Origin of the sequence: Marinobacterium aestuariivivens (genome assembly GCF_042661465.1) — a bacterium.
Taxonomy (GTDB): Bacteria; Pseudomonadota; Gammaproteobacteria; order Pseudomonadales; family Balneatricaceae; genus Marinobacterium_A; species Marinobacterium_A aestuariivivens.
Genome location: NZ_JBHSWE010000001.1, coordinates 5080084 through 5102566 on the forward strand (window position 1 = coordinate 5080084; position 22483 = coordinate 5102566).

Here is a 22483-nt window from a genome sequence, read left to right on the forward strand (position 1 = left end):
CCTTTCCACCGACCTTCTTGGCTTCGATACTCTGAATAGCGGCAGCACGTTCAAGTGTCATAGGCTTCATTTTTTTACGCATTGTGGAACCCTCATATAGGTTATTTGCAGCTCATTCCGTGCTCTGTCGATTTCACTTCATAAGCCGTTCAATGTCGGCGGCGTGAAGACCGCAAAAAATGCGCTGGTGTATAAGTCATTGAAATATCGAGCTTTCGCATACTCACTGGTGCAGTCTGAGCTGATGACAACCACCACAGGACGACACGACCTTGCGAACTTCTATTTGGAGCTGGTCTATACACATCTCGGATAGCGCCAGGCCGTACTGGCCTGGCGACTGCCTGAGTTACTTGCTGTTCTTGGCCGCTGCCCTAGTGGCTCGAGCCGCAAAGCTACCCTTGCTCACCGTCCCACCGCACTTCTTGGCAGTAGCGCTCTGTACGGCGGCTGCACGTGCGGGCGTCATCGGGGTTGATTTCTTAGTCATTACAGTAATCCTCTTGTTGGTCAGATGCGTGTCCTCGGGGGACGAGCCCCATTACAGGAAAACGCTCGTGTAATCGCCACGGCGCAAGTGGCGCAAGAATCTCACGCTGACGTAACCTTTTGAATGTATTGAGTTAATTGATAGGCTGGGTGGTTGCATCGACCTGGCATCAAGTCGTGACTGCGTGGTGCCGTTATAGGTCTATGGGGAAAATGTTGGTTTCACTTTCTCTACGCAGCATAGTCTTCGGAGTTATTGTCAAATCTGGTGTACGGGATCAGGCAGCGTTCCTGTCTGACTGATCCTGTACTTGCTCGCCGTCCTTGAACTTCACGTTGTTGACCACGAGGGTCAGCAGATTAAATCCCTTGATCCGCTTCCAGTTCTTCTGTGCCGATTCCAGCAGCTTGTAGACCATCGCCAGCGTGGTCTCACGTGAGCCGCAGTTCCGGGCTCTCTTGGTCCGCAGCCGGGCGGTCGAGAACGTCGACTCGATCGGGTTGGTCGTCCGGATATGGACCCAGTGCTCTGCTGGGAAGTCGTAGAACGCCAGCAGTTCCTCCCGATCCTTGCGCAGCCGTTCCATGGCGCCGGGATACTTCGATTCGAAGCGCACCAGCGCCCGGTCAAACGCCTTGTACGCCTCGTCCCGCGTCTCTGCCATCCAGATCTCATGCAACGCCGCCTTCACCTTCGGCTGCACTGACTTCGGCAGCGCGGACAGGATGTTCGCGGTCTTGTGCACCCAGCAGCGCTGATGGCGGGTATCCGGATAGCACTTGGCCAGCGCCTTCCAGAAGCCCAGAGCATCGTCACCGATCGCCAGCTTCGGACTGGTCGTCAGGCCTCGGGCGCGCAGCCCCGACAGCAGTTCTGACCAGCTGGCTTCCGACTCTCGGTAGCCGTCCTCAACCGCAACCAACTCCTTGCGCCCGTGCTCCGTCACGCCGATGATCACCAGCAGACAGAGGCGGTCATCCATGCGCACGTTGCTGTACACGCCATCGGCCCACCAGTACACGTACCGGCTGCGGCTCAGGTCACGCTGGCACCAGTCCCGATGCTCATCGACCCAGTGTTGCTTCAACCGGCTGATCGTGTTCGCGGACAAGCCCTTGGCCTGATCACCGAGCAACGCGGCCAGCGCCTCCTGGTAATCGCCGGTGCTGACACCCTTCAGGTACAACCAAGGCAGTAGCTCCTCGACACTCCGGGCCCGTTTCAGGTACGGCGGCAACAAGGTGCTGTTGAAGCGAATCCCGGAACCGCTCCGATCCCGCACCTTCGGCACCTTGATCTCGACATCGCCGATACCGGTCTGGACGGTACGCTCCGGCAAATAGCCATTGCGCACCACAGCCTGACGACCATCCGGGAGCCGGTGTTCGGCATGCTGGGCCAGGAGCAGCTGAAGCTCGGCCTCGACGGCTTGTGCGATCAGCTCGCGCGCAACAGTTCGGTTAGTGGATCGGCTGCCTGTTCCTCTGGTTGTGAAAGAGCCTTCAGGGTAAAATCGGCCATGGCGTATCACCTTCTGTTGATTGAGATCTTGGTCGTGATCAATCAACAGGATACGCCATCCTCCCTATCTCCCCGTACACCAGAAATCACCATAACTCTCAGACGCTTCGGCAATGTTCTAAAGGCTCTGCCCTGGGGAGAGCGATCAACTATGCCCGTAAGCAGTGGGATAGCCTGACGCTGTATCTCAACGATGGTCGAGTCGAGATCGATAACAATGCCGCTGAACGTGCCATCCGTCCCTTGGCCTTGGGGCGGAAAAATCATCTTTTTGCCGGATCTGAGGATGGCGGGCATTACGGTGCGGCGCTCTACAGCATCATGGGTACAGCGAAGTTGAACGGTATCGATCCGAAAGCTTACCTGACAGCCGTACTGAAACGGATCAACAATACCAGGGCATCAGACGTCGAAAGCCTGCTCCCCTGGAACATCAACCTCGACGACTCACAGGTTGCTGAGGCCATCTAGGGTGTAAGCAGTCAACTCTTACCCATATTCGAGTATATCGAGGTGTTTTATAACCGGGTGCGGCTGCACTCCAGCAACGACTACATGAGTCCGGTGGACTATGAATCAGAGCTACGAGCAGCTGCTTGAAAATGTGTCCGGAAAACTGTTGCCAGATCACTTCTTTGTAACGTCAATTCTCACAAATGAAGACAAGGCATTGATTATTCAAATTATTTACGAACGCCTTTGCCGTAGCACACGGACCTTCTGCCTGCAGTTGGTTTTAATGGACCCTGCTGGCATTGTTCATCACCTGGTGTAGTTCATTGCTTGATTTCAGACACAGAAAGCACGGAAATAACCTTCTGGTGATGCCCACTCCAGACGTACCGGAAGTGCTGACCCTGCACCGGGATGGTGACCGCCTTGGGGCGAAACGCCGCAACGCACTCACCGCCATCATGACGGACACTGCGATACAGCAGGCCGTTGCTGCCGCTCTCTCTCAGCACTTTTGCAAAGGCCTGTGGCGCATCATATGAATCCGGATCGTACAGCTCTCCATACCCGACATCCCGTACATCATGCAGCTCCAATGCGACTTTGTTGATGTACTGCCGCATTGTCAGCTCGGTGTCGTGTTCCCGGGTAGCAGACAGGAATCGTTCACGGTGATAGACCGTTTCGGCAATTGCCGTTTCCAGGTCGCGGGCCCCGTAGTACACGCCGTAGCGCCCACCGGTGAAGCGACTGGGCAGACCTGTGTGCGTGAACGCAGCCATTACCGGCGTCGATCCCGGTCCTGCTATGCGCTCATCGGCAGGCACCAGGGTCAGGTCTCCCACTTCATCCCGTAGCCGGTCATTGGTCAGGGCTTCGATCGCATAGATGATTTCGAGGTCTTCGGGATCGGCAACGGTCTCGAACAGACCAATCGGCGGGAAGTGACTGGGAACCAGCCGATGAAGTCGTTCCCAGTCCGGCAATACCTGTTTTGGCTCCAAATCCATCATCAGCCTCGCATGGCATCCAGATAGCGACGTACGTCTGCCAGGTTGATGACACTGCCCTTGAGCATCACGCCCAATGCAGACTCTCCGCCAAAGTCGCGGTTCGGCTTCCTGGGCCAGGCATTTGCCTGATCTTCTGTCGGGAAGAGCAAGCGCAGCGCCTTGTAGATCCCCATCACATAGGAGATCCGCTCCAGCGTGTCCTTGGGGATGACGGGCCCGTCACCATTGCGCCACTTGTAGAAGGTTGAACGCGCAGGATCACCGAGCAAGGTCATCTCATCCTGGGATGAAAGCCCCCACTCCTTTGCGATATTGAAAAAGACCTTGAGGGCCGTGTTGGATACGACCTTCGGGTCTTTTTGATCCAGGATGTCTCTTGCTGCCAGCATGGCACGCCCCTCTTGCATAGCTGTCTACCAATCTTTCCTGATTATAGTCCCCACAGGGACGAAATACAAAACCAATCCACAAGAAAACAGGCAAGGATGTGTAGGTGTTCTAGTTGGTGCTACTTGGACGCTATGGACGGTGCCGCCACAATGCCCCCAAAGCGCACCTGGTTTAAATCGCCGGTGTACAGCTATTTCGCACCGGCTCCGCTAAACCTATTTACCCTGTGTCCGCTCCGGATGTGTCGCCACGAAATGCACCAGTACCTTGCGCAACGCATCCGCATGTTGGTGGTTACCCTGCCTCTGGGCTTTCTTGATGTCATCCAGAATGATGCTCTTGATCCGGCGTTCCTGCCGGTGCGTGATGAGGTACTGCCCCAATGCCATCGCTGCGATGGGTTCCAGGTGTTCGTGTTCGGCGATGGCTTCGATTTCCTCCTCCGACAATCCGCACATGTCGAGGCACTCTTGATAGGTCAACATTGTTTGCCTCCTTCAGCTGCTTCAAGGCGTCCTGAGCCTGACATTTCCCGTCCCTGCTATCAGTCTACGCGATGCAGACGAAGCGGGCCGTATATCTGGATTGACTTGTGTTCAAGAGGCTCGAGGGGTGGCTGCCACGTATCCAAGGTACAGGTTGGGTGGACCTGGCCCGCTTCGGATGGGCTTTGCCCCGCGGGCAGGAGAACAGGACAGTTGGCGATTACCGGTCTTTAAGCTGGTCTGCGAACGGATCCGATGAGGCCAACAACAGGCTCAACTGTTGCGCCTCCACCGGTCGGTGGAAGTAGTATCCCTGAACTAGCGGACACCCGGCTTGTTTCACGAATGCCATCTGCTCCCGGGTTTCCACCCCTTCTGCCACCACCGTCAACCCCAGATGCTGCGCGATTGAGATCACGGATCGAACAATGGCGATACTGTCCTTCCCCTGGGGCAAATCCTCGACAAACTCCCGGTCGATCTTCAAGGCGTCCACCGGAAATCGCTTGAGATAGCTCAGGCTGGAGTAGCCTGTCCCGAAGTCATCGAGGGATATCCGGATACCGGCATCGGAAAGCGTGTGGATGATCCTCCATGTCTCGTCCTGATCGTGCAGCAGTGCGGATTCTGTTATCTCTATTTCCAGGGATGCCGGCGCCATTTCGTGTGCATTCAGCGCGCTGGTGATCAACAGCGGCAGATTCCGCTGCCGGAACTGAAAGGGTGAAACATTGATGGCCATGCGTGGCGTAATTTGCGCCCCCAGGTCGGACACCCAGGCTTTGTGCTGTCGGCATGCTTCCGTTAATGCCCACTGGCCGATCGGCAATATCAGCCCCGACTCCTCCGCGATCGGAATAAACTCCGGAGGAGGGACCGGGCCGAACTCGGGGTCTGTCCAACGTATCAGAGCTTCCACCGCCACGATTTCGCCACTGCGCAGATCGACCTGGGGCTGATAGTGCAAAGCGAACTCCCCATGCTCAGTGGCTCGGCGCAACGCCCTTTCCATCCGAGTGCGCTGATGCATCTTCTCGCGCATCTTGGGGTCGAATAGCTCCAGGGTTTTGCCCCCACCTTGCTTGGCATGATGCATCGCCAGACTGGCACTTCGTTGTAACTGGTCGATATTGTCTCCATGCAGAGGCGAGACACTGACCCCTGCACTTGCGCCAATACAGAGGTCGTATCCCGAAACGGAATATGGCCCCTGGAAACAGGTAAAAATGCTCTGCACCGAATCGTTGAGCGCCTGCTGGTCACCTATGTCAGGTATGACGACAGCGAAATCGTCACCGGCAAGGCGCGCCACCAGGTTATCGGGTCCGGCGCACTCGGTTAGCCGCCGGGCTACGTCTCGCAGTAGCTGGTCACCTGCATCGCTGCCAAAGCCGTGGTTGATCTCGCGGAACCCGTCCAGGTTGATATGCATGATTCCCGTCATACGACCGTTATCTGCTCCACGAGCGATGGCCTGATGCAGATGCCGCATATACAGTGCCCGATTCGGCAATGAGGTCACCTCATCATACTTGGTGAGGTAGTCCAGCTGAGCTTCCACTTCGCGCCGCTTGCGCCTGTTTTCCGACTCCCGCAACTCACGAGGGATCGCCGCATGCAGGCGCTTCAAGCTGCCCTTGACGATATAGTCCTGTGCCCCTTCCTTGACGGCCTGGACCGCCTTGTCTTCCCCCAGGGTGCCGGACACAAAGATGAAGGGAATATCTGCATTGTGTTGCCGGACCAGTTTGAGCGCCTCCAAACCGTCAAAAGCAGGCATCGTGAAATCCGAGAATACAACCTGCCAACCCATCCGCACATCGTTGAGGGCTTCAATCAAGTCGGCCATATTATCGACGCAGCGGTAACACACCTTGTAGCCAATATGCTGAAGCTCGCGCACCAGCATGATCACGTCATCCTCGGTGTCCTCGATGATCAGTGCCACCAATGTCGACTTATCCATACCCATACCAAGTCCCTTTAAATTCACATCTCGGGGTCAACCGCTTTGCATGCACAGGTACCGCTGTGGTGAAGTCGCTATCGGACCGGTCTCAATGCAGACCGGCTGCTTAAATAGCTGCAGGCTATCAATAAACACCTCCCAATATCTAATCTCGCCTTTTTGGCAGACTATTCAATCGTTTCAGTGTATAAGGGTGTCGCCATTTCGCTACCGCAATACACAATTATTTCATGGCTTCGAAATATTGATCGCCGTGTATAAGCGTGAACAGAAACTCGAAGCCTCCCCTCTCCTTCTCCTTCTGCGACAAAGACCGCAACCCCGACCTCCAAGGCCATCGCGCCGGACGGCATTCAGCAAGGCTTGAAAGCCGGGATGGACGCGTGGATGGCACGGAACCGCCGGGCACACACCTCCGAACCCGCCATAGTCTTGAAGCGGTTACGCAGGACAGCATATAGAGCCTGGGTCACGTGCTACATAGCGAACTGGAAGGCGGCTGGTTCCTGCTGCAAGGTTTCGGTCACGCGCTCAGGGGGAAATTGCGTCATTGCCTGACCGACCTGCTGCGCCGGGTCGGTGAAGGCTATCAAACAGGGTGAGTTCCCAAAACCCCATTGTCGTATCATGCCGCAGGATATAGATATTGCCAGCCGGGTCGCTCACCTTAAAATAGGCATGCTCGGGGGCCAGCCATCGGTCGAGAATCTCGTTGACGTCGACAGGGCGCCGTCCGAGATATAAACGGCGCGGTTCCTGTTCTCCCTTATAGCCGGCATAACATTCGACACGAATATGCATGCGCTCCCCCAGTGTGCTCTGAACGTAAGACCGACGGGCGGCTGGAAAAGTGCAGCGGGCAAGTGGAGAGAACCGGAACCCGGTCAAACCCGGCCAGGAAGGCGTCCGCTGCCATTCCCGGTCGGGTACCGCGTCAGAACTGAAAGACCGTATTGCTATTGGTCTGACTGACGTTCTGGCTGTTGACCACAATGTTGAGCTGATTCGACACGTTGGTCAGGCTCTTCTTGTTGAACAGGTGTCCAGGCAGGATCACGGCCGGGCCATGGCCCTTCGGCCCGGGGCCGAAGTGATGTGCCTGCTTGTTGGCAAAGATCGCCATCCCGCCCCGCACCTGGGTCATGGCCTGGGCGTCCAGCTGATCGTTTTTGTCGAGGTCGTTGATGAGAAGTGACATGGTGAAGCTCCTGAGAATGGTGAGTGCCGCGGGGGCTCTCGCCCCTGGTTAATCCGACTGAGTCCGCCGGTTACATCGCCCACATGAGGGGGCGCCCTGGCTCACGGTGTTCGCGTTGCCCTGATATACACCGGCACTGCCGACCGCAATGTTGAGCTGTTCACTGATATTGGTCAGCTCCTTGATGTTGGTGAAGCTCGGACCGAAATAGGCAGGCTTGTACATGTAGCCGCCACGGACGCGGGTCAGGGCCTTGGAATCCAGGGTCTTGCTTTCGTGCAGGTCGTTGATGGCAATAGTCATGGCTGTATCTCCGGTTGTTCAGGTTGGTGAGAGCGGAAGTCACCGTTGTTGTTCGCTCTGACCGGTATACAGCGAACTCTGTGCCAATCTTGTATTTGCCATCCCATAAATCCATTAATGCCTTGTTCTAAATGGAAAAATATTTAGACGACAGCGGAAATGGTGAACCATGATCCCGGGTTTTCTCCCATGAAAGTTCCTTTATGGAAAACGTATTTTTCGACAGCTGTTGGCATATATCGAACAATTATCGATCACTGGCACAGTAATCGTTTTAAACCGGGATACTTTCGGCATTTGCAGCACAAACAAGAAGGTCTAGAACGCTTGTGCCCACTCGGGCAAGGGATCCATATGGAGGGTCCGCAGCCCTCCCCGTATGGTCAAAACAGGCAGAAAAGGCTGGTCCAGCCGGGAGTTGTCCAGGGCACGCACCTGGTCGCAGAGCGGGATGGCCAGGCGGACATGGTCCAGCATACGGGGGATCCGCGCGAGCACTTTCTCGTCGGGTACCCGGTGCCCGCCGTCGATGACGCGCTGCGCGATTCGCGCACGGTTCAGCGCACTATTGCCGACATGAATCACGACGAGGATGACCTGATAGCCGAAAGCTTTGGCCCGGGCAATGAAATCGATCTTGGACGGATGGGAAAATACGGTTTCGAAACAGAAGCTGTCACCGCTTTCCAGGTGCTCATTGCGCAGGTTTTCGGCAAGTTTTGCCGCTTGGTAGCTCATGGCCTCGGGGTTGTCCGGATACAGGTCCCGGGCAATCAGGTCGGCGTTGATGAACGGCATGCCGAGTGGTTTCAGAACCCGATCGTAAAAGGTGCTCTTGCCTGCGCCGTTGCCGCCGACCAGCATCCACAACTGCTTCATGCTTGCCGGGGCTCGAAGCGACCCTCTTTGAACTCACCGACAACGACCCTTCCATCAGGGTGCACCTGTTCCAGAAGACCGGTATGTTCGCGGGATGCCTGATATCGAAGGCTGCCACTGGCAATGGCTTCCTGCAGGGCACCGGACCGGCGCTGCTGATCCAGGGTGGCGAACAGGGCGTCGGGATCGATCGTGACGGGTTGTGTCTTCTCTACCGCCAGTTTCGCCAGACCCGCCTGGACCTCCAGCAGGGTTTCCGGCGTAATGACCCGGGCCACCTTCCGCCCCAGGTCCGCCCAGTACTCTATCTGCTCGGCGGCACTGCGATGCAGGGTGCTGCCCGCCAGGGCGGCCGCTTCCATCAGGCCGCTGTCCAGTCTTACGGGTGAGGACGCTTTAGCCATGGCATGACCTCTTCGGGCTGGTTGAGATGTCCGAAATTGTAGCAGACTGCTACAAAATAGGCATCCTTCTCCAGGCCCTGCTGCCATATCAGGCCTACAGAGTCCCGGTGCCATGCATCTTCTCGGCACTGCGCCGATGTCCTTTATCCGGATGTTCCCCTGTCACGTTCAGGATGCGTCGCGAGGAAGTGTTTCAGCACCTTGCGCAGGGCCTCGGCGTGCCGCTGGTTCCCCTTGTCCTCCGCCCGCTGGATGTCATCCAGTATGATGCGCTTGATCCGACTTTCTTCCTGATGAGTGACCAGGTACTGTCCCAGCGCCATCGCAATGATCGGCTCCAGATGTTCATGTTCGGCGATGGCCTCGATTTCGTCCTCCGAAAGGCCACACAAATCGAGGCATTCCTGATAGGTCAACATGATTGAAGTCCCCTCTCCTTTGCTTGAAAGGGCATCCCGGGCCCGAAGTACGTCTCTCCCTGCTCTTTGAGTGTAACCAAAGGAAATGACGGAGTTTTGAGCCTGATCATTGATTGGGTAACAAGTTGGCGATCCGGCTGCCCTGCGATTCAGGTCCATTGGCCGGCGAACCTGGCCCGCTGCCGTCAGGGCGCCGCCTGGCAGCGTTCGGCAATCTCCTGTGCAGCGGCGCGCAACGTTTCGAGGTGGCGAGCGGCAAAGTCGCTCTCGCTGAGATAGTCCCTGACCCAGAGGAGGTTGAGGCAGGCCTGGACCCGGCCTGCGAAGATGACGGGCACCGCGATCGCCCTCAACCCGTCGTCCGGACGGCTTTCCCCGTAATAGTCGGGATGGCGGACGCCGTACCCCTGCCTTCGGGTCTGTTCGATCATGCGCCTTATGCCTTCCTCGGTCATCACTTCGGGGCTTTGCTCCAGTGCCCGCGCAATCAGCAGCTCCCGCTCATCATCCGGGCAGTAGGCCAGATAGGCCCTGGCAGCGGCCGACAGCAGCATGCTGACCTGGGTACTGAGCTTGCCGCGGTAGAGCGAAATCGGGCTGCAGGAGCGCGAACTTTCGACGATGCGCATGCCCGTACCGACACGCACGAAGAGGTCGGAGGGCCAGCGAACCTGGTCGGTCAGGCGTCGCATCACCGGTGCCGCGATGTCGCACAGGCGCCAGCTGTGGCGCGGGAGTTCGTAGTCGGTTTCGAGGGGCAGCAATACCGCGGAACGGTAAAGACCATCGGCCAGGCTTTTGCGGACCAGCCGCTGCTCGACCAGGGTGGTCAATAGCCTTCTGACCGTCGTTTTCGGCAGGTCGACGGCGCGCGCCAGTTGACTGAGCGTGGCGCCATCGAGCTGGTCGAGGGCTTTCAGCAGCTGGATGCCGCGCTCGAGGGAACGGCTGGTTTCGGCATCCGACATCGGTTACCTCACAGACGTGGATCGGTCGAGGCCGCCGCCGGTTGGACGGCCCTACTCGAAAACATCCAGATCGCTGGCCAATACGACCTTGCCGTCATAGGCGGCCTGCACCTCGGACAGCGCTGTCTCGATCGGCGCACTGTAGTGAAGAATATGGGTCAGCACCAGCAGCCCCGGCTTGGCTTTATTGGCGAGACGCGCCAGTTCGCTGGTGCGGGTATGCGCCGCCGCATGGTATTGCTGCCAGTTCTCCGGCAGTTTAGACCAGCCTGCCTCGCTGATCACCTCGTGCACCAGGATATCGGCGCCCTTCGCCACCTCCGCCAGGGTATCGCTGTAGGTGGTATCGCCGGAAATCACCACCGTCTTGTCCGGGGTGGTCACACGATAGGCGAAGGACGGCTCGATATCGCCATGATTGACGTCGAATGCCTCGATCGTGACCTCGCCGTCCTGAATTTTCCAGCCACCCTTGTCGAACTCGTGGGTCTTGACCTGATAGAAGGTCGGGTTCTTGACCGGCTGCAGGCCGCTGGTACGCAGCTCGATATCGCGCTGCATCATGTCGTAATAGCCCTGCGTCATCGCATCCAGGCCCGAAGGGCCGTAGACACTCAGCTGATCGGTTCGACGCCACCAGTAGGTCGAGGCCAGCACCGGGTAGTCGAGGACATGGTCGCTGTGCAGGTGGGTGATGAAAAGGTGCTTGATGTTGGTCGGATACAGCGCTTCGATGCCCTTTTTCTGCGCGGCTTCAATCGCCCGGCGCACCATCCCGGCTCCGCTGTCGAACACATAGGCCTCGCCGTTGTAGATCACGGCAGTCGAGGGACCCGAGCGGTCCGCATCCGGCACCGGGGTACCGGTGCCGAGCATCACCACCTGCGTATCGGCCTGCACCGAGGCAACGCCAACGGCAATGCCGAGCAGGCCAGCGCGAACAAGGCGTGAAATCAGTTTTTTCGGGTTCATGGCTGTCATTCCTTATTGTTGTTGATGTCACCGGGACGCCCCCGTACTGCCTCTGGCAAGGGTACGAACGCTGTTGGTTTCACAATAAGGAACGCAGGCAGGCGTTAAAACTGTTTACTGCTGTCTGGTGCGCCAGGCGGAACAGATTGGTCGTACGATCGAGTACCGGGGTATTCGTTCCTGCCCCGGCCATGCCAGCCAATCCCCGTAAAATGCAGCCGGACTACCACCGCGTAGCCGCTGTAGCCGGCGGCGGCGCCGATCATGTTGTCGCTGCATCAGCGACCGGGATAGTAGTCGATCTCCCGGCTATCCGGCTGCATGCCGACCTTTTTCCAGTCCGACAGCTTCTCGACTACCCGCACCGGCTGGATCAGGGGCGGGCGGATGCTGCGCGACTCGATCTCCGTCCGCTTCAGCTCACCCGCTTCGACGGCGGCCATCAGGTTTTGCCGTGCAGCGGCCGGCAGTTGTTCGGGCGGTATGTGCGCCAGGCAGGGATTGGCGTGGTCGAGCGCCACGCCATTGACCAGCCCGCGCTGCACCTGCAGCGAATAGTCGAGCGGTCGCATCGGCGGTGACGACACCGGCGGATCGGCCGGCACGCAGAAATCGGGCGGTGTCGTCATCTGGCCGAAGGGCTCGCTGCCGGAGAGGTTCCGGAACCAGTGCTGCTGCTGCAGCGCGCTGCAGCTGTTGTCCGGCAGCAGGCGCGCCGCCGTATAGGCACCGACGGACGAGGTCGCGCCGTCCCGCACCTGGGCCGTCGAATGACAGCTCATGCAGGCGGATTGCGGATTGTCGACCGGTCCGTTCAGGCGTCCATGCAGGCCGACATGATCGTTGAACGGGGCCGGCACGGCGGGGTTGATCCAGGTCTGGTCGAGGTCCGGATCACCCTCGAAGGTCACGTCCGGATCGTTGCCCCAGGCCAGTCCGACCGGCGTCAGGTTGTACCAGCGCTGATCGGGTGTCGCGGCCGGCAGGGACTCGTCGTAGACGAAGGTCGCGAACACCCAACCGGTCTCGGTGGCGCGCGGATCCTTTACGGCCACGTCCATCTGGATCAGCCGCACCTCGAAGGTGCCGTTCGAATTCGACAGCGGATCCTGTATCTGCCAGGCCGGTGCATGGGCCAGCGGGTCCGGCCCGGTGATGGCGGCCGGATCGTATTCGGCGAACAGGATCTTCACCACCAGAGTGCCGTCGATGAACTGGGATGCGGCCGCGTTGGCGTTGCTCGGTTCGGGATCGTCGAAGACCTGGCCGATGGTATAGCCTCCGAGACGGTTGTAGAGGCCGATACCGAAGGCGCCCACATCCGACGTCAGCCAGGGCTGCTCCGAGGCGCGCAGTGACCGTTCCCGGGTAAGGCCATGGCGCGGCTCGCGCGGAAAGAAGCCCGACGTCATCATCGGCACATGGAACCAGTGCTTCTTGCCGAGTGTCTGGTTCTGCGGCACGAAATCGTGCGGCACCAGGTCCGACAGTGCATAGTCCTTCAGCGCCTCGAGGTACTGCAGGCGCTCGGCCGGTTCCTGGAAATCGAAACTGAGCCAGGGCGCACTGCTGAAGGGGCTCGGGGGTTCCAGCCGGTCAGCTCGCCCTCGTCGTTGAACTGGGGCACCCCCAGCGGGTAGCCCTGGGCGAGCTGGAAGGTGGAACTGCCGGCCGGCGGCGCCGCCCGCGCGATCCAGTCCGGAAACCAGCCGGAGCACTGCACCGAATAGTCGTTGCCGGGGCCGCCGTCTTCGCCGGTGGTATCGGTGACGGGCTCGTCGAAGGTGGGTCGGCAGCCCAGAGCCGCCGCGACGGCTGTGCCGAGCGCCAGGCTCAGCAGGGTCCGGTTCATCCTATGGTAATCCATCGTCCCTCCGAAGGTACGCGCTGATCGTTGATGATGAACAGCAGGTAGTGCCCCGGCGGCGCGACATTGCCGTCGGGCGGTGCATCCACCTGCAGGCTGCCGGCGCCGGCACTGAAGGAGCATTCGACGACGCGCTGAGTCATGTTGAAGCCATGGGTCACGGCCCCGGGGAACAGCAGATGCACGGTCAGGATGTCGTCGGCATCGGCGCTGTCGACGCCGAAGGTGCCGCCGTAGGCGACGTTCGCCGGGGCATTGTCGATCACCGGCCGCGGCTGATCGAAGTAGCCGGGCCGGTAGCGCTCGAAGACGCTCGAATTCGGGTCGCCGCCGACCAGCACGCTGCCATCGGCGAGCAGAATCGCCGCCGAGTGGTAGCCCCGGTGGTAGGTCATGACCGGGCCGAGTGTGAAGCCGGCCATCGGGCTTTCGGAATCGAGCAGCTCCACCGGGCCGCCACCGGGAACCGCATTGGCGCCGCCGACGACCAGCACCCGTCCGTCCGGCAGCAGCACGGAGTTGACCTGCTCGGCGCGTTCCTGGTTGAGATTGGGCAGGCTCTGCCAGGCCGGCATCGGCTCGGACAGGTCGATGAGTTCGGCGGTATTCCGAGCCGGTACCGTATTGCCGCCCAGGACCAGGACCCGAGGCGCGTAATCCGGTGGCCGCAGCGGCAGCAGCACCGAGGTCCCCTTCTCTCCGCCGGTGCTGCGGTTGCCGGCGATGGTCGGGAAGGTCTCGAGGCCGCCGATCGGCTCGATAGTGAAGCGATGGGGCGGATCGTGGGGGCCGGCAATGAACAGGCGCCCGTCGGGCAGCAAGTAGGTCCAGGGATAGTACTGGTGATGGTCCATCTGCGGCGGAAACGCCGCCGGTGCGCTCCGGTGCCGGTACCGGCATTCCAGATCTCGAGGGACTTGGACGCCGAGCCGTAGAGGGTGGCGATGCGCCCGTCGGCCAGCGTCAACGTCGAGGCGTAAAAGCGCGCCTCGTCGGTGGAGCCGGTCTGCTGCCACTGTTCGCTTGCGGGATCGAACAGGAAGGCGTTGACGTAGTTGGCGCCGGGACCTGCAAAACCACCGTGGCCGAGCACGCGCCCGTCGGCCACGAACGCATGGGCCGCAGACCAGAGATCCGACAGCGACGCATCCATGCCGGGCAGTGCCGCCGGTTGCGGAGCCGGTGCGGTCACCGCAGGTCCTGCCGGGTCGTAGAGCCGTGACTGGTCGGGCCGGGTGTAGCCCCAGTACAGCACCTTGCCGGTGTTGGGCAGCAGGCAGGCATGCATGAAGGTCACTTCCGGGTCGAGCGCAAGCTCTTCCCAAGTGCCGGGGCCGAGCTTGCTGCAACGACCCATTTCAACCTCGGGAATCGGATTCGAGTCGTCGAACAGCTGAATACGGCCATCGTCCAGCAGGCTCTGCTGCATCGCTTCGGTCAGCCAGACATCCTGGTAGGCGCGAACCACCGCGATCATGCCGTTCTTCATGTGGTGTTGCACATGGCAGTGCACCAGGAAGTCCCCCATCAGGCGCACCTTGTTTGCCTCCGGGGGCCGTTTCGATGGTGGCTGAATGGCCGCGACATCGTCCGGCAACAGCAGCACCGGCGGTGCGACGGCATCGACCGTGAAGGACTCGGCCGGCCCCAGGGAGCGGACGTCGAGATTCTCGCCGGCCAGGCTCCAGCGCATGTCGTGGGGGTGGAAGTTGTGCCACTCGTGGCCGAAATCCAGGTTGAATACGTACCAGCGGATCCGCTGGCCGCTGCGTGCGACGATCGTTGGCGTATTGCCGACGAACCCCCGTCCGTTGATGCAGTGGGTCGCGATCGCGGCCCTCTTTCGAGGTGACGGTGTGGTGCTGCATGCTGAGGTTGTTCCAGGTCAGGGTGCCGCCCGGCGCGATATCGACCGTGTCCGGGTAGAACCCCATGGCCGGGGCATCGAGGATATTGACCGTGGCCACCGCCGGCGCGCCCGAAACCACGTTGACCGTACCGGTCATCATCGGGTGGAAGGCGCAGAAATAGTCGTAGCTGCCGGCATCGTCGAACACCCGGGCGAAGGTGCCGGCCCCGTTCTCCTCCAGGTCGCCGCTGTCGAACAGGGGCTTGGCCTCGTCGCTGACCATCTGGTGCAGGAAAAAGGGAACGTGCAGCGTTTTCCAGTCGGGTCGCGGCCAGAAATGAAGGCGCAGGTCGCGTATCAGCCACTCGCGCAGATCCTCGTACTGGTGCTCGAGGATCAGTGCCTGGCGCCGGGTCAGGCGTGCGCGGGTCGGCCGGCGAACGGCACAGTTCGCGACGGGCCTGGGGCCGGGAAGCGCGAGGCGCCGGTGGACCAGCTCCTCGAAATGATCGGGCAGCGGAATCGGAATCGGGAACCGGAAAGGCCGCTTGCGGATGATGATCGCGCCAAAGAGACCCAGCTTGAAGCCATGGCTGGGGCTGGGCGAGGTGTGGTCGTGAAACGGCCAGGCACCGATCATCTCTTCGCGCACCTCGTAGCGGTAGCTCCAGGACTGCCCCGGGCAGATCTCGTCGGAACGACGCCCGTCCGCCGACTGGGTCCCCATGGGCCAGGCGCCGTCGGAATCGATGCCGTATTCGATTCCGTGGATATGGAACGAATGCGGCCGGATGTCCGCGTTGTGCACATGGATGCGCAGACTGTCGCCGACATAGGCGTAGAGCACGCAGCCCGGTACCCGATGGTTCCAGACCGGCTCGTTGATATCGGCGTTGATGATCTTGGTGGTTTTCGGAATCAGATAGCCGGCATCCAGGTACTCGCGGTAGACGACCGCCCTCAGCGCGCGGGCTTCGCGCTCGGCGTCGGGTATCACGCCCAGCGGGTGGCCCATGTTGTACATGCCGTCACGCTTGTACTGGAGGGTGGTATGGCAAAAGGGTCCGGCTCGACCGGACTGTAGTCCTCGATTGCCTCGATCCGGAGATAGATATTGCGTTCAGCCATGGACGCCTCCCCTGCGAATCATCCTGAGCGTTGGGGATACAATCCCGGCGCCCCGTCCTGAGGGCGGCGTTCCGTCGGGATTCCGGTGGGAAGTAAGGCGGGCTCTTCCTGTGTGCTTAAAGGGTATAGATTCGGAACGCTTCGAATTCAAACAAACGTTTAGTTGAAATCGCTATTACTTCAGTACCCACGATAATATCGGCCAAGGCGGGCAGGGAAGATTGGGCTCGACAGGGGACGACGATCCCTGGCAGGCGGGTGGCTAATCCCCCGCCACCACCGGGTTGCGCAGAATGCCGAGCTTCTCGACCTCGCACTCGACGATATCGCCGGGCTTCAGATACCAGGCATGGGGATCCTCGTGGAAGACGGCGCATCCGCTCGGTGTGCCGGAACTGATCAGGTCGCCGCCAACATAGCCCTGGCCCGAATAGTAAGCGACGATTTCCGGCATGCTGCGGCACAGGCGGGCCGTGGACGAGTGCTGGCGGATTTCACCGTTGACCCTGAGCGTCATCTCGAGGTTGCCGACATCGCCGATCTCGTCGCAGGTGACGATGCAGGGCCCGATCGGGCAGAAAGTGTCCAGTGCCTTGCTGTAGCCGTAGCTGCGGTTCGGAAATTCGGTCGCCTGGATGTCGCGCGCCGTTACATCGTTGAAGATCAGGTAGCCGCCGATCGCCTTTTCCGCCTCTGCCGGCGACAGGTCCCTGTGCCTGACGCCCTTGATCACGGCACAGATCTCCAGCTCGTAATCGAGCTCGCGGGTCAGGTGGTGCGGATAGCGGATCGCCTCGTCCGGCCCGATGCAGGCCGTGGTGTTCTGGTAGAAGCCGATCCAGGGCTTCTCGGCCTCGTATTTGAAACCCGCCTCGCCCATTTCGTCGATATGTTCGAGGAAGTTGCCGGCGGTATGCCAGAGCTTGGCCGGCTGGATCGGCGCCAGCAGTCTGACCTCGTCGCGACCGAACACCAGCTTTTCACCGTTGACGCCCCGCCGTTGCGGATCCCGCCTTTCGATGGCAAAGGCCTCGGCCGCCCGGGCCGCATCCAGGCTGCGGTCGCCGCCGGCGAAGAGTTCGCGCATGTCGGCCGGCACCAGGGCATCCGCCATCGGCTGGGGGCGTGGATCCCCGTTCACCTGGAGTGCGTAAGCCGCGTAGGCGTAGTTCAGGTCCACGACCTTCTCGCCCTCGGTATCCACGAACAGCGAGCCGACGCGCCTGACGCCAACAGGGTTTAGAAAAGTGACGAGCTTCATTCGGGGGCCTCGAATAATGCGGCGTTCCGGTCAGCGCGCCTCGGTGCCGGTTCTGGGACGCCTGTGGTTGTTGTTATTAAGAATAGAATCACGTAATTAGTAATTATTTGTAAGCGCGCTGTCAACCGTCGGACTCAGAATAGGCCCGGCGAAGCGGCCTGTCCCGCCAGGGATGGCAATGGTGTTCGTTCCTTCGCGCTAGCGTGCAGATCCCGGCCTCTGGTTGAAATTTGGCCACAAATCGTGCAAAATATGACCACTTTTTTGGGGAGCAGACATGCCTTATCAATCGATCGAACGAACCGTCGAACAACTTTTTGATCTTCATTTCAAATCCCGTTTTCCAGCTGAATCCCAGAGTGAACCCCCGAATCCTGAAGTTCATCTTCTGCTGGGGGATACCTGTTACGATTTGTCTGAAACCCTCTCATCCGTCCAGGCAAGGCTGGCCAGCAGCACCCGGGAGCCCGGTCTGCTGCCGGATCATCTCGATGCATCCGATGTGGCCCTGGGACTGGCGTCCAACTGGCTCGCCCGGGTTGTCAGTGAAGTTCAACCGGATGCCGTGGCGGTTTTCAGGCACGGCGATACGCCGCGGCAGGTGAGCTATACCCTGCAATGCCGGGGCAACGGGGTCACTACGCGACACACCGAAACGGCCAGCACCAATGCCGCCGGACAGACCGACTTCAGTGCCGGGGTACATGAATCGCTGGAGCACGATCAGGTCGACTGCGCGTTTCGTGATCTCTACGCCATAGATTCCCCGCACCGCCCCTTCCAGCACCGTATCGAGCTGCTGGAGCAGCATGCGCGGTCTGTTACGGCGCACATCCTGCAACAGTCCGCCTAGCTTGCCCGTTTTGCTGCCGTCGAAGTTCCTCGTCCCGGCGCTGCCGGGCTGAGGCCCCCGGCGTGAAAATCTTCCCGGTGTTTGACGACAGATATTTCGGGTATCATTGCGAGCTCGATTAAACTCGTTGAATTTCTGGAGAAAATTGCGTGAACACCGATATCCTCAAAGCTGTTGCCGCCATCAAGCAATCTGTTTTGAGCGACTGGGAGCAATTGAGCGCCGCTGGACAAAATTATGTGTACGATGACTATGTCCAGACAGCCAACGACAAGGTCGAACGGGTTCTGCACGACACCCTGATGCAGATGTACGATGTCTACGGCACCAAATACGTCGTACTCCAGGCCTTCATGCAGCTCGACGGCCTGCTGTCGATGGAACTGGCCGACATCCTGCCCGCCCGCGGCGACCTGGAGCACCTGTGCTTCAATGAACTGCTGCATATCCTGCTGCTGAACTACATCATGGATGACCTCGTTGCGATCGGCGAAGATCGTCGTTATTTCAATGCCGACGACGAAGGCATGGGTAGCAGTCACGGGATGAAACCCGGTCAGCGGCATCACTGAGCCGCGCGGATGGACAAGGCCGCTGTCTTTTGATGCCGGCGCGGCCAAACCGGTCCGAACCGGCACCCTTCGTGCCGGAAAAAATATTAAGTTTTTGTTAAAGCGTTGATTTCGCGTCCAAGCCCGACTATTCCTGTCTGGTGTATATACAAGCGATGTACATTCCGGCCCTTTTGTTTGCTGTATGAGTCGTTGACCGGTTGCCGAAACGCTGGTGCGAAACCATGGAAAAACGCAATAGAGCAAAGAAAAACAGCCAGCTGGTGATTCGTATCAACGACGAAGAGCGCGACCGCTTTGTCGCGCTCTGCGAGGAGATGGACACCAGTGCCGCACGCGAGGTACGTCGGTTTATACGCCTATTTCTGGCAAGGCACGAGTCTGTTACCAGCAAGCAGTAACGGCCAGCGGACCAGCCGCCGGAACCGTCACGAAAACAGCAGGAGCGCATCCGTATGGCCAAGGTCAAGACAATCAAGAAGGATATCAAGGCACGCAAGGCGAAAATCGCCAAGCACGAAGGTAAACTCAAGAAACTGAAAAAGTTGCTCAAGAAAGCGTCCTAGGTACCGCTGGACGGGAGTGGCCCGGAGCCGGTGCCACTCCCCTGCTTCACACCAGGTGCAACCCTCCCCTCACATCTGACCGGTTTGGCTGACCTTTCCATCGATACACGCCTATCTTCATTTAGTTGTCATCTGCGCCGAGATAAACAGCGGTAGAATCTTCTCAGTTTGGACAGCCAGGGCAGACCACAAAATGAAGTTCAGCAAGACACAGAAAGCATTTGTGATCGAGTGGATCGAAAAACAGTTTGCATCCGATCAGTTGTTTCCCTGCGACTGCGCCGCCCAGGTCGATGGTGAACCCCATATCTGCACCGCTCACATGAAGGCCTACAAGGCCTGGAGCCGCACCCCGCACAAGCGCTCTCATATCCGGGACTGGATCGACGACTGGATGAACCCGGCGGAGCAACAGGCGCTGGAGGGTGCGCTGAAGAAACAGGCCCTGCGGTGCGGCGAACAGATCGAGTGAGGCCCCCTACTCCGTTTCCTGTCATCCTCGACCATACTCTAGGGCAACGTTGCGAAAACGGAGCCGGTCGTGAATCTTCTCCTTTATAGATCAACAAGCTTCCGTCTTGCCCTGGCTGTCAAAGGTTTGTCCTGATGAAATCCCGGGCCGAGATCGTCGACGAGAACTTCCGGCACCGCATTCTGGCCGGTGACCTGCCCTCGCCCAGAGTTCAATTGACACTGGACGAGTCGGGCCTCGATGCGGACAGGCTGTTGCAGCTGTTCGACAGCCAGTTGCTCAGTCGCCAGTTGGATCTCTGTTCTCGGCGGCTGCAGGCCCGGGGTGAATCCTTCTATACCATCGGCAGTGCCGGCCACGAGGGCAATGCCGCGGTGGCCGAGGCATTCAGACCCGGCGATATCGCATTTCTGCATTATCGGGATGCCGCCTTTATGATCCAGCGCGCCCGCCAGCTCGAAGGGGAGGATCCGCTGCGGGACCTGCTGCTCTCCTTTACCGCCTCGCGTGACGACCCGATCGCGGGCGGACGGCACAAGGTACTGGGCAGTAAAAGCCTGCTGATCCCGCCCCAGACCAGTACGGTCGCCTCCCATCTGCCCAAGGCGCTGGGCGCGGCCTACAGCATTCCGCTGGCGCGCCGGCTCGGGCTCGGGGGCCCTCTGGCTCACAATAGCGTGGTGATCTGCAGTTTCGGCGATGCCTCTGCCAACCATTCGACGGCACTCGGAGCGATCAACAGCGCCAGCTGGGCCGCGTACCAGCAGGTCCCCCTGCCGCTGGTGATGGTTTGCGAGGACAACGACATCGGCATCTCGACGCCGACACCGCAAGGCTGGATCAGGGCCGCGTTCGGCAACCGTCCGGGCCTCGCCTACCTGTCGTGCGACGGCCTGAACCTGCTCGATAGCTATCGCACGGCACGGGAAGCCGCGAGGCTTGCGCGGGTTCACCACCGTCCGGTCTTTCTGCACCTGAGCTGCGTCCGCCTGCTGGGCCATGCCGGCTCCGATGCCGAAAGCGCCTATCGCACCAGCCAGGAGATCGAGGCGATCGAAGCACGGGATCCGCTGCTGTACTCGGCCCGGTTGCTGATCGACGAAGGCCTGTTGCGCCCGGACCAGGTCCTGGATCGTTACCTTGACTGTGGCGACGAGGTCGAGCGAGTGGCCCGGCAGGTCGTCGAGCGGCCGAAGCTGAAGAGCGCGGTCGAGGTCATGGCCAGCCTGATACCCCCACGCCGCGACGCGGCACCGGTGCAGCCCCTGGATGACGATGCGCGACAGACGCTCTTCGCCCGCGAACAGGTGTTGATGCGCGAACCCCAGCCCATGGCACGGTTGCTGAACTGGACGCTGGCGGAGCTGATGGCGATGCATCCCGAGATCATTTTGATGGGCGAGGACATCGGTCCCAAGGGCGGGGTCTACAACGTCACCGGCAAGCTCAGCGAGAAATTCGGCCGTCACCGCGTGATCAATACGCTGCTCGACGAGCAGAGCATACTGGGGCTCGCGATCGGTGCGGCCCATAACGGTTTCGTGCCGATTCCGGAGATCCAGTTTCTCGCCTATGTCCACAATGCCGAGGACCAGATCCGCGGCGAGGCGGCGACGCTGCCGTTCTTTTCGTGCGGCCAGTACAGCAATCCGATGGTGATCCGCATCGCCGGTCTCGGTTATCAGCGCGGTTTCGGCGGTCATTTCCATAACGACAACAGCCTGGCGGTGTTTCGCGACATTCCCGGTCTGATCCTGGCCTGCCCGAGCAACGGTCGGGATGCGGTTGCGATGCTGCGCGAAAGCATCCGGCTTGCCCGCGAAGAGCAGCGGGTGGTGGTGTTCGTCGAACCGATCGCGCTCTACATGACCCGGGATCTGCACGAGGCCGGCGATGGCCTCTGGAGTTTCGACTACCGCTCCGCCGACCGGCTGCCGGCGCTGTCCTTCGGGCAGCCGGCGGTGGTGGGCGATGGCCGGGAGCTGGCGATCCTGAGCTACGGCAACGGCTATTACCTGAGCTGCCAGGCGGCCCGGGTACTCGAGCGCGAGCATAGCGTCCGGCTGCGGCTGGTCGACCTGCGCTGGCTGGTACCGCTGAACGAGGCCGCCATCCTCGATGCGATCCGCGACTGCAAGCGGGTGCTGATCGTCGACGAATGCCGGCGCAGCGGCTCTGTCAGCGAAGCCCTGATGACACTGGTCGCCGAGCGGATGGCGCCGATGCCGGCCCTGAAACGGCTCTGCGCCGAGGACAGCTTTATCGCGCTGGGACCGGCCTATGCCGCCACCCTGCCGTCGAAGGACGGCATCGTCGCCGCGGCGCTTGAGCTGTTGCAATAGCCAGGCGACGGGGCTTGGCCGTTGCGTAGACGCTGCGGACCCGAAGGGCACTTCCCCGGTGCGAATGCTTTAATTCCGAGCCAAACCTGTTCGCAGCTCCCACAGCGAA

General features: G+C 60.1%; 24 protein-coding genes and 4 pseudogenes. 8 read left to right on the plus strand and 20 right to left on the minus strand.

The features are described 5' to 3' along the window. Nucleotides 1–349: 349 nt before the first annotated feature. Together ACFQDL_RS26565 and ACFQDL_RS26570 are read right to left on the minus strand one after the other, a co-directional pair. Entirely contained in the window at nucleotides 350–490 is a 141-nt protein-coding gene (locus ACFQDL_RS26565; RefSeq protein ID WP_379911624.1) for a hypothetical protein, read from the minus strand. 277 nt (nucleotides 491–767) lie between these two features. Further along, nucleotides 768–2011 (minus strand): annotated as a pseudogene (locus ACFQDL_RS26570) (IS256 family transposase). Nucleotides 2012–2077: 66 nt separating this feature from the next. On the opposite strand from ACFQDL_RS26570, the gene ACFQDL_RS26575 reads away from it, so the two are divergent. The 3 genes and pseudogenes from ACFQDL_RS26575 to ACFQDL_RS26585 all read left to right on the plus strand — a co-directional run bounded on the left by ACFQDL_RS26575 (nucleotide 2078) and on the right by ACFQDL_RS26585 (nucleotide 2786). Then, nucleotides 2078–2482 carry an IS66 family transposase gene (locus tag ACFQDL_RS26575; protein ID WP_379913375.1) on the plus strand — a complete coding sequence of 135 codons (405 nt, stop codon included), beginning with the start codon at nucleotides 2078–2080 and terminating at the stop codon, nucleotides 2480–2482. Between the two features lie 24 nt (nucleotides 2483–2506). Continuing rightward, nucleotides 2507–2611 (plus strand): annotated as a pseudogene (locus ACFQDL_RS26580) (IS3 family transposase); the annotation flags it as partial. Continuing rightward, the gene (locus tag ACFQDL_RS26585) at nucleotides 2583–2786 is read left to right on the plus strand and encodes a hypothetical protein (protein ID WP_379911625.1); all 204 of its coding nucleotides are present in this window, start codon (nucleotides 2583–2585) and stop codon (nucleotides 2784–2786) included. The pseudogene ACFQDL_RS26580 and the gene ACFQDL_RS26585, both read left to right, overlap by 29 nt. 1 nt (nucleotide 2787) lies before the next feature. Here the strand turns inward: ACFQDL_RS26585 and ACFQDL_RS26590 are convergent, their stop codons facing one another. From ACFQDL_RS26590 to ACFQDL_RS26675, 18 genes and pseudogenes are all read right to left on the minus strand, one after another. Continuing rightward, nucleotides 2788–3477, minus strand: a complete 690-nt coding sequence (locus ACFQDL_RS26590; protein WP_379911626.1) for an RES family NAD+ phosphorylase — start codon at nucleotides 3475–3477, stop codon at nucleotides 2788–2790. Next, nucleotides 3477–3866: an antitoxin Xre/MbcA/ParS toxin-binding domain-containing protein gene (locus tag ACFQDL_RS26595; RefSeq protein WP_379911627.1), complete on the minus strand. Its 390-nt coding sequence runs from the start codon at nucleotides 3864–3866 to the stop codon at nucleotides 3477–3479. The genes ACFQDL_RS26590 and ACFQDL_RS26595 overlap by 1 nt, the downstream gene beginning before the upstream one ends. A gap of 216 nt (nucleotides 3867–4082) precedes the next feature. Then, on the minus strand, nucleotides 4083–4352 hold the full coding sequence (locus ACFQDL_RS26600) for a hypothetical protein (RefSeq protein ID WP_379911628.1): 270 nt from the start codon (nucleotides 4350–4352) through the stop codon (nucleotides 4083–4085). A 220-nt stretch (nucleotides 4353–4572) separates the two neighbouring features. Further along, nucleotides 4573–6324 carry an EAL domain-containing protein gene (locus tag ACFQDL_RS26605; protein WP_379911629.1) on the minus strand — a complete coding sequence of 584 codons (1752 nt, stop codon included), beginning with the start codon at nucleotides 6322–6324 and terminating at the stop codon, nucleotides 4573–4575. Between the two features lie 528 nt (nucleotides 6325–6852). Next, complete coding sequence (locus ACFQDL_RS26610) at nucleotides 6853–7122, minus strand: hypothetical protein (protein ID WP_379911630.1); 270 nt, start codon at nucleotides 7120–7122, stop codon at nucleotides 6853–6855. A 133-nt stretch (nucleotides 7123–7255) separates the two neighbouring features. After that, nucleotides 7256–7519, minus strand: coding sequence for a hypothetical protein (locus tag ACFQDL_RS26615; RefSeq protein WP_379911631.1), 264 nt, complete (start codon nucleotides 7517–7519; stop codon nucleotides 7256–7258). Nucleotides 7520–7567: 48 nt separating this feature from the next. Beyond that, on the minus strand, nucleotides 7568–7822 hold the full coding sequence (locus ACFQDL_RS26620; RefSeq protein ID WP_379911632.1) for a hypothetical protein: 255 nt from the start codon (nucleotides 7820–7822) through the stop codon (nucleotides 7568–7570). A gap of 318 nt (nucleotides 7823–8140) precedes the next feature. After that, nucleotides 8141–8686, minus strand: a complete 546-nt coding sequence (locus ACFQDL_RS26625; protein WP_379911633.1) for an AAA family ATPase — start codon at nucleotides 8684–8686, stop codon at nucleotides 8141–8143. An 11-nt stretch (nucleotides 8687–8697) separates the two neighbouring features. After that, complete coding sequence (locus ACFQDL_RS26630; protein ID WP_379911634.1) at nucleotides 8698–9105, minus strand: TA system antitoxin ParD family protein; 408 nt, start codon at nucleotides 9103–9105, stop codon at nucleotides 8698–8700. Nucleotides 9106–9248: 143 nt separating this feature from the next. Next, nucleotides 9249–9524 (minus strand): hypothetical protein, encoded by a 276-nt coding sequence (locus ACFQDL_RS26635; RefSeq protein ID WP_379911635.1) that lies wholly within the window; start codon nucleotides 9522–9524, stop codon nucleotides 9249–9251. Nucleotides 9525–9709: 185 nt separating this feature from the next. Then, nucleotides 9710–10492 carry a helix-turn-helix domain-containing protein gene (locus ACFQDL_RS26640; RefSeq protein WP_379911636.1) on the minus strand — a complete coding sequence of 261 codons (783 nt, stop codon included), beginning with the start codon at nucleotides 10490–10492 and terminating at the stop codon, nucleotides 9710–9712. Nucleotides 10493–10543: 51 nt separating this feature from the next. Further along, nucleotides 10544–11464, minus strand: coding sequence for an MBL fold metallo-hydrolase (locus ACFQDL_RS26645; protein ID WP_379911637.1), 921 nt, complete (start codon nucleotides 11462–11464; stop codon nucleotides 10544–10546). Between the two features lie 278 nt (nucleotides 11465–11742). Beyond that, complete coding sequence (locus ACFQDL_RS26650; RefSeq protein ID WP_379911638.1) at nucleotides 11743–12942, minus strand: hypothetical protein; 1200 nt, start codon at nucleotides 12940–12942, stop codon at nucleotides 11743–11745. 23 nt (nucleotides 12943–12965) lie between these two features. Continuing rightward, nucleotides 12966–13316 carry a hypothetical protein gene (locus tag ACFQDL_RS26655; RefSeq protein WP_379911639.1) on the minus strand — a complete coding sequence of 117 codons (351 nt, stop codon included), beginning with the start codon at nucleotides 13314–13316 and terminating at the stop codon, nucleotides 12966–12968. Next, nucleotides 13313–14185, minus strand: a complete 873-nt coding sequence (locus tag ACFQDL_RS26660) for a galactose oxidase-like domain-containing protein (protein WP_379911640.1) — start codon at nucleotides 14183–14185, stop codon at nucleotides 13313–13315. The genes ACFQDL_RS26655 and ACFQDL_RS26660 overlap by 4 nt, the downstream gene beginning before the upstream one ends. Before the next feature lie 662 nt (nucleotides 14186–14847). Next, nucleotides 14848–15162: pseudogene (locus tag ACFQDL_RS26665) on the minus strand (cupredoxin domain-containing protein); the annotation flags it as partial. Between the two features lie 574 nt (nucleotides 15163–15736). Continuing rightward, nucleotides 15737–16204: pseudogene (locus ACFQDL_RS26670) on the minus strand (multicopper oxidase domain-containing protein); the annotation flags it as partial. A 366-nt stretch (nucleotides 16205–16570) separates the two neighbouring features. Continuing rightward, nucleotides 16571–17569, minus strand: coding sequence for a fumarylacetoacetate hydrolase family protein (locus ACFQDL_RS26675; RefSeq protein ID WP_379911641.1), 999 nt, complete (start codon nucleotides 17567–17569; stop codon nucleotides 16571–16573). 412 nt (nucleotides 17570–17981) lie between these two features. On the opposite strand from ACFQDL_RS26675, the gene ACFQDL_RS26680 reads away from it, so the two are divergent. From ACFQDL_RS26680 to ACFQDL_RS26700, 5 genes are all read left to right on the plus strand, one after another. Further along, the gene (locus ACFQDL_RS26680; RefSeq protein ID WP_379911642.1) at nucleotides 17982–18422 is read left to right on the plus strand and encodes a hypothetical protein; all 441 of its coding nucleotides are present in this window, start codon (nucleotides 17982–17984) and stop codon (nucleotides 18420–18422) included. Between the two features lie 149 nt (nucleotides 18423–18571). Then, nucleotides 18572–18994 (plus strand): hypothetical protein, encoded by a 423-nt coding sequence (locus ACFQDL_RS26685; RefSeq protein ID WP_379911643.1) that lies wholly within the window; start codon nucleotides 18572–18574, stop codon nucleotides 18992–18994. Nucleotides 18995–19218: 224 nt separating this feature from the next. Beyond that, nucleotides 19219–19395, plus strand: coding sequence for a hypothetical protein (locus ACFQDL_RS26690; RefSeq protein WP_379911644.1), 177 nt, complete (start codon nucleotides 19219–19221; stop codon nucleotides 19393–19395). Between the two features lie 358 nt (nucleotides 19396–19753). Continuing rightward, nucleotides 19754–20032, plus strand: a complete 279-nt coding sequence (locus tag ACFQDL_RS26695; RefSeq protein ID WP_379911645.1) for a hypothetical protein — start codon at nucleotides 19754–19756, stop codon at nucleotides 20030–20032. Between the two features lie 134 nt (nucleotides 20033–20166). Continuing rightward, nucleotides 20167–22374, plus strand: coding sequence for a dehydrogenase E1 component subunit alpha/beta (locus tag ACFQDL_RS26700; RefSeq protein ID WP_379911646.1), 2208 nt, complete (start codon nucleotides 20167–20169; stop codon nucleotides 22372–22374). Nucleotides 22375–22483 lie beyond the last annotated feature (109 nt).

Coding starts and splice junctions, on each gene's coding strand:
- ACFQDL_RS26595 (WP_379911627.1), bottom strand. CDS start 3,866: ATGCTGGCAGCAAGAGACATCCTGGATCAAAAAGACCCGAAGGTCGTA.
- ACFQDL_RS26590 (WP_379911626.1), bottom strand. CDS start 3,477: ATGATGGATTTGGAGCCAAAACAGGTATTGCCGGACTGGGAACGACTT.
- ACFQDL_RS26640 (WP_379911636.1), bottom strand. CDS start 10,492: ATGTCGGATGCCGAAACCAGCCGTTCCCTCGAGCGCGGCATCCAGCTG.
- ACFQDL_RS26675 (WP_379911641.1), bottom strand. CDS start 17,569: ATGAAGCTCGTCACTTTTCTAAACCCTGTTGGCGTCAGGCGCGTCGGC.
- ACFQDL_RS26700 (WP_379911646.1), top strand. CDS start 20,167: ATGAAATCCCGGGCCGAGATCGTCGACGAGAACTTCCGGCACCGCATT.
- ACFQDL_RS26585 (WP_379911625.1), top strand. CDS start 2,583: ATGAATCAGAGCTACGAGCAGCTGCTTGAAAATGTGTCCGGAAAACTG.
- ACFQDL_RS26600 (WP_379911628.1), bottom strand. CDS start 4,352: ATGTTGACCTATCAAGAGTGCCTCGACATGTGCGGATTGTCGGAGGAG.
- ACFQDL_RS26605 (WP_379911629.1), bottom strand. CDS start 6,324: ATGGGTATGGATAAGTCGACATTGGTGGCACTGATCATCGAGGACACC.
- ACFQDL_RS26660 (WP_379911640.1), bottom strand. CDS start 14,185: ATGGACCATCACCAGTACTATCCCTGGACCTACTTGCTGCCCGACGGG.
- ACFQDL_RS26610 (WP_379911630.1), bottom strand. CDS start 7,122: ATGCATATTCGTGTCGAATGTTATGCCGGCTATAAGGGAGAACAGGAA.
- ACFQDL_RS26615 (WP_379911631.1), bottom strand. CDS start 7,519: ATGTCACTTCTCATCAACGACCTCGACAAAAACGATCAGCTGGACGCC.
- ACFQDL_RS26620 (WP_379911632.1), bottom strand. CDS start 7,822: ATGACTATTGCCATCAACGACCTGCACGAAAGCAAGACCCTGGATTCC.
- ACFQDL_RS26690 (WP_379911644.1), top strand. CDS start 19,219: ATGGAAAAACGCAATAGAGCAAAGAAAAACAGCCAGCTGGTGATTCGT.
- ACFQDL_RS26565 (WP_379911624.1), bottom strand. CDS start 490: ATGACTAAGAAATCAACCCCGATGACGCCCGCACGTGCAGCCGCCGTA.
- ACFQDL_RS26635 (WP_379911635.1), bottom strand. CDS start 9,524: ATGTTGACCTATCAGGAATGCCTCGATTTGTGTGGCCTTTCGGAGGAC.
- ACFQDL_RS26645 (WP_379911637.1), bottom strand. CDS start 11,464: ATGAACCCGAAAAAACTGATTTCACGCCTTGTTCGCGCTGGCCTGCTC.
- ACFQDL_RS26625 (WP_379911633.1), bottom strand. CDS start 8,686: ATGCTGGTCGGCGGCAACGGCGCAGGCAAGAGCACCTTTTACGATCGG.
- ACFQDL_RS26630 (WP_379911634.1), bottom strand. CDS start 9,105: ATGGCTAAAGCGTCCTCACCCGTAAGACTGGACAGCGGCCTGATGGAA.
- ACFQDL_RS26695 (WP_379911645.1), top strand. CDS start 19,754: ATGAAGTTCAGCAAGACACAGAAAGCATTTGTGATCGAGTGGATCGAA.
- ACFQDL_RS26655 (WP_379911639.1), bottom strand. CDS start 13,316: ATGAACCGGACCCTGCTGAGCCTGGCGCTCGGCACAGCCGTCGCGGCG.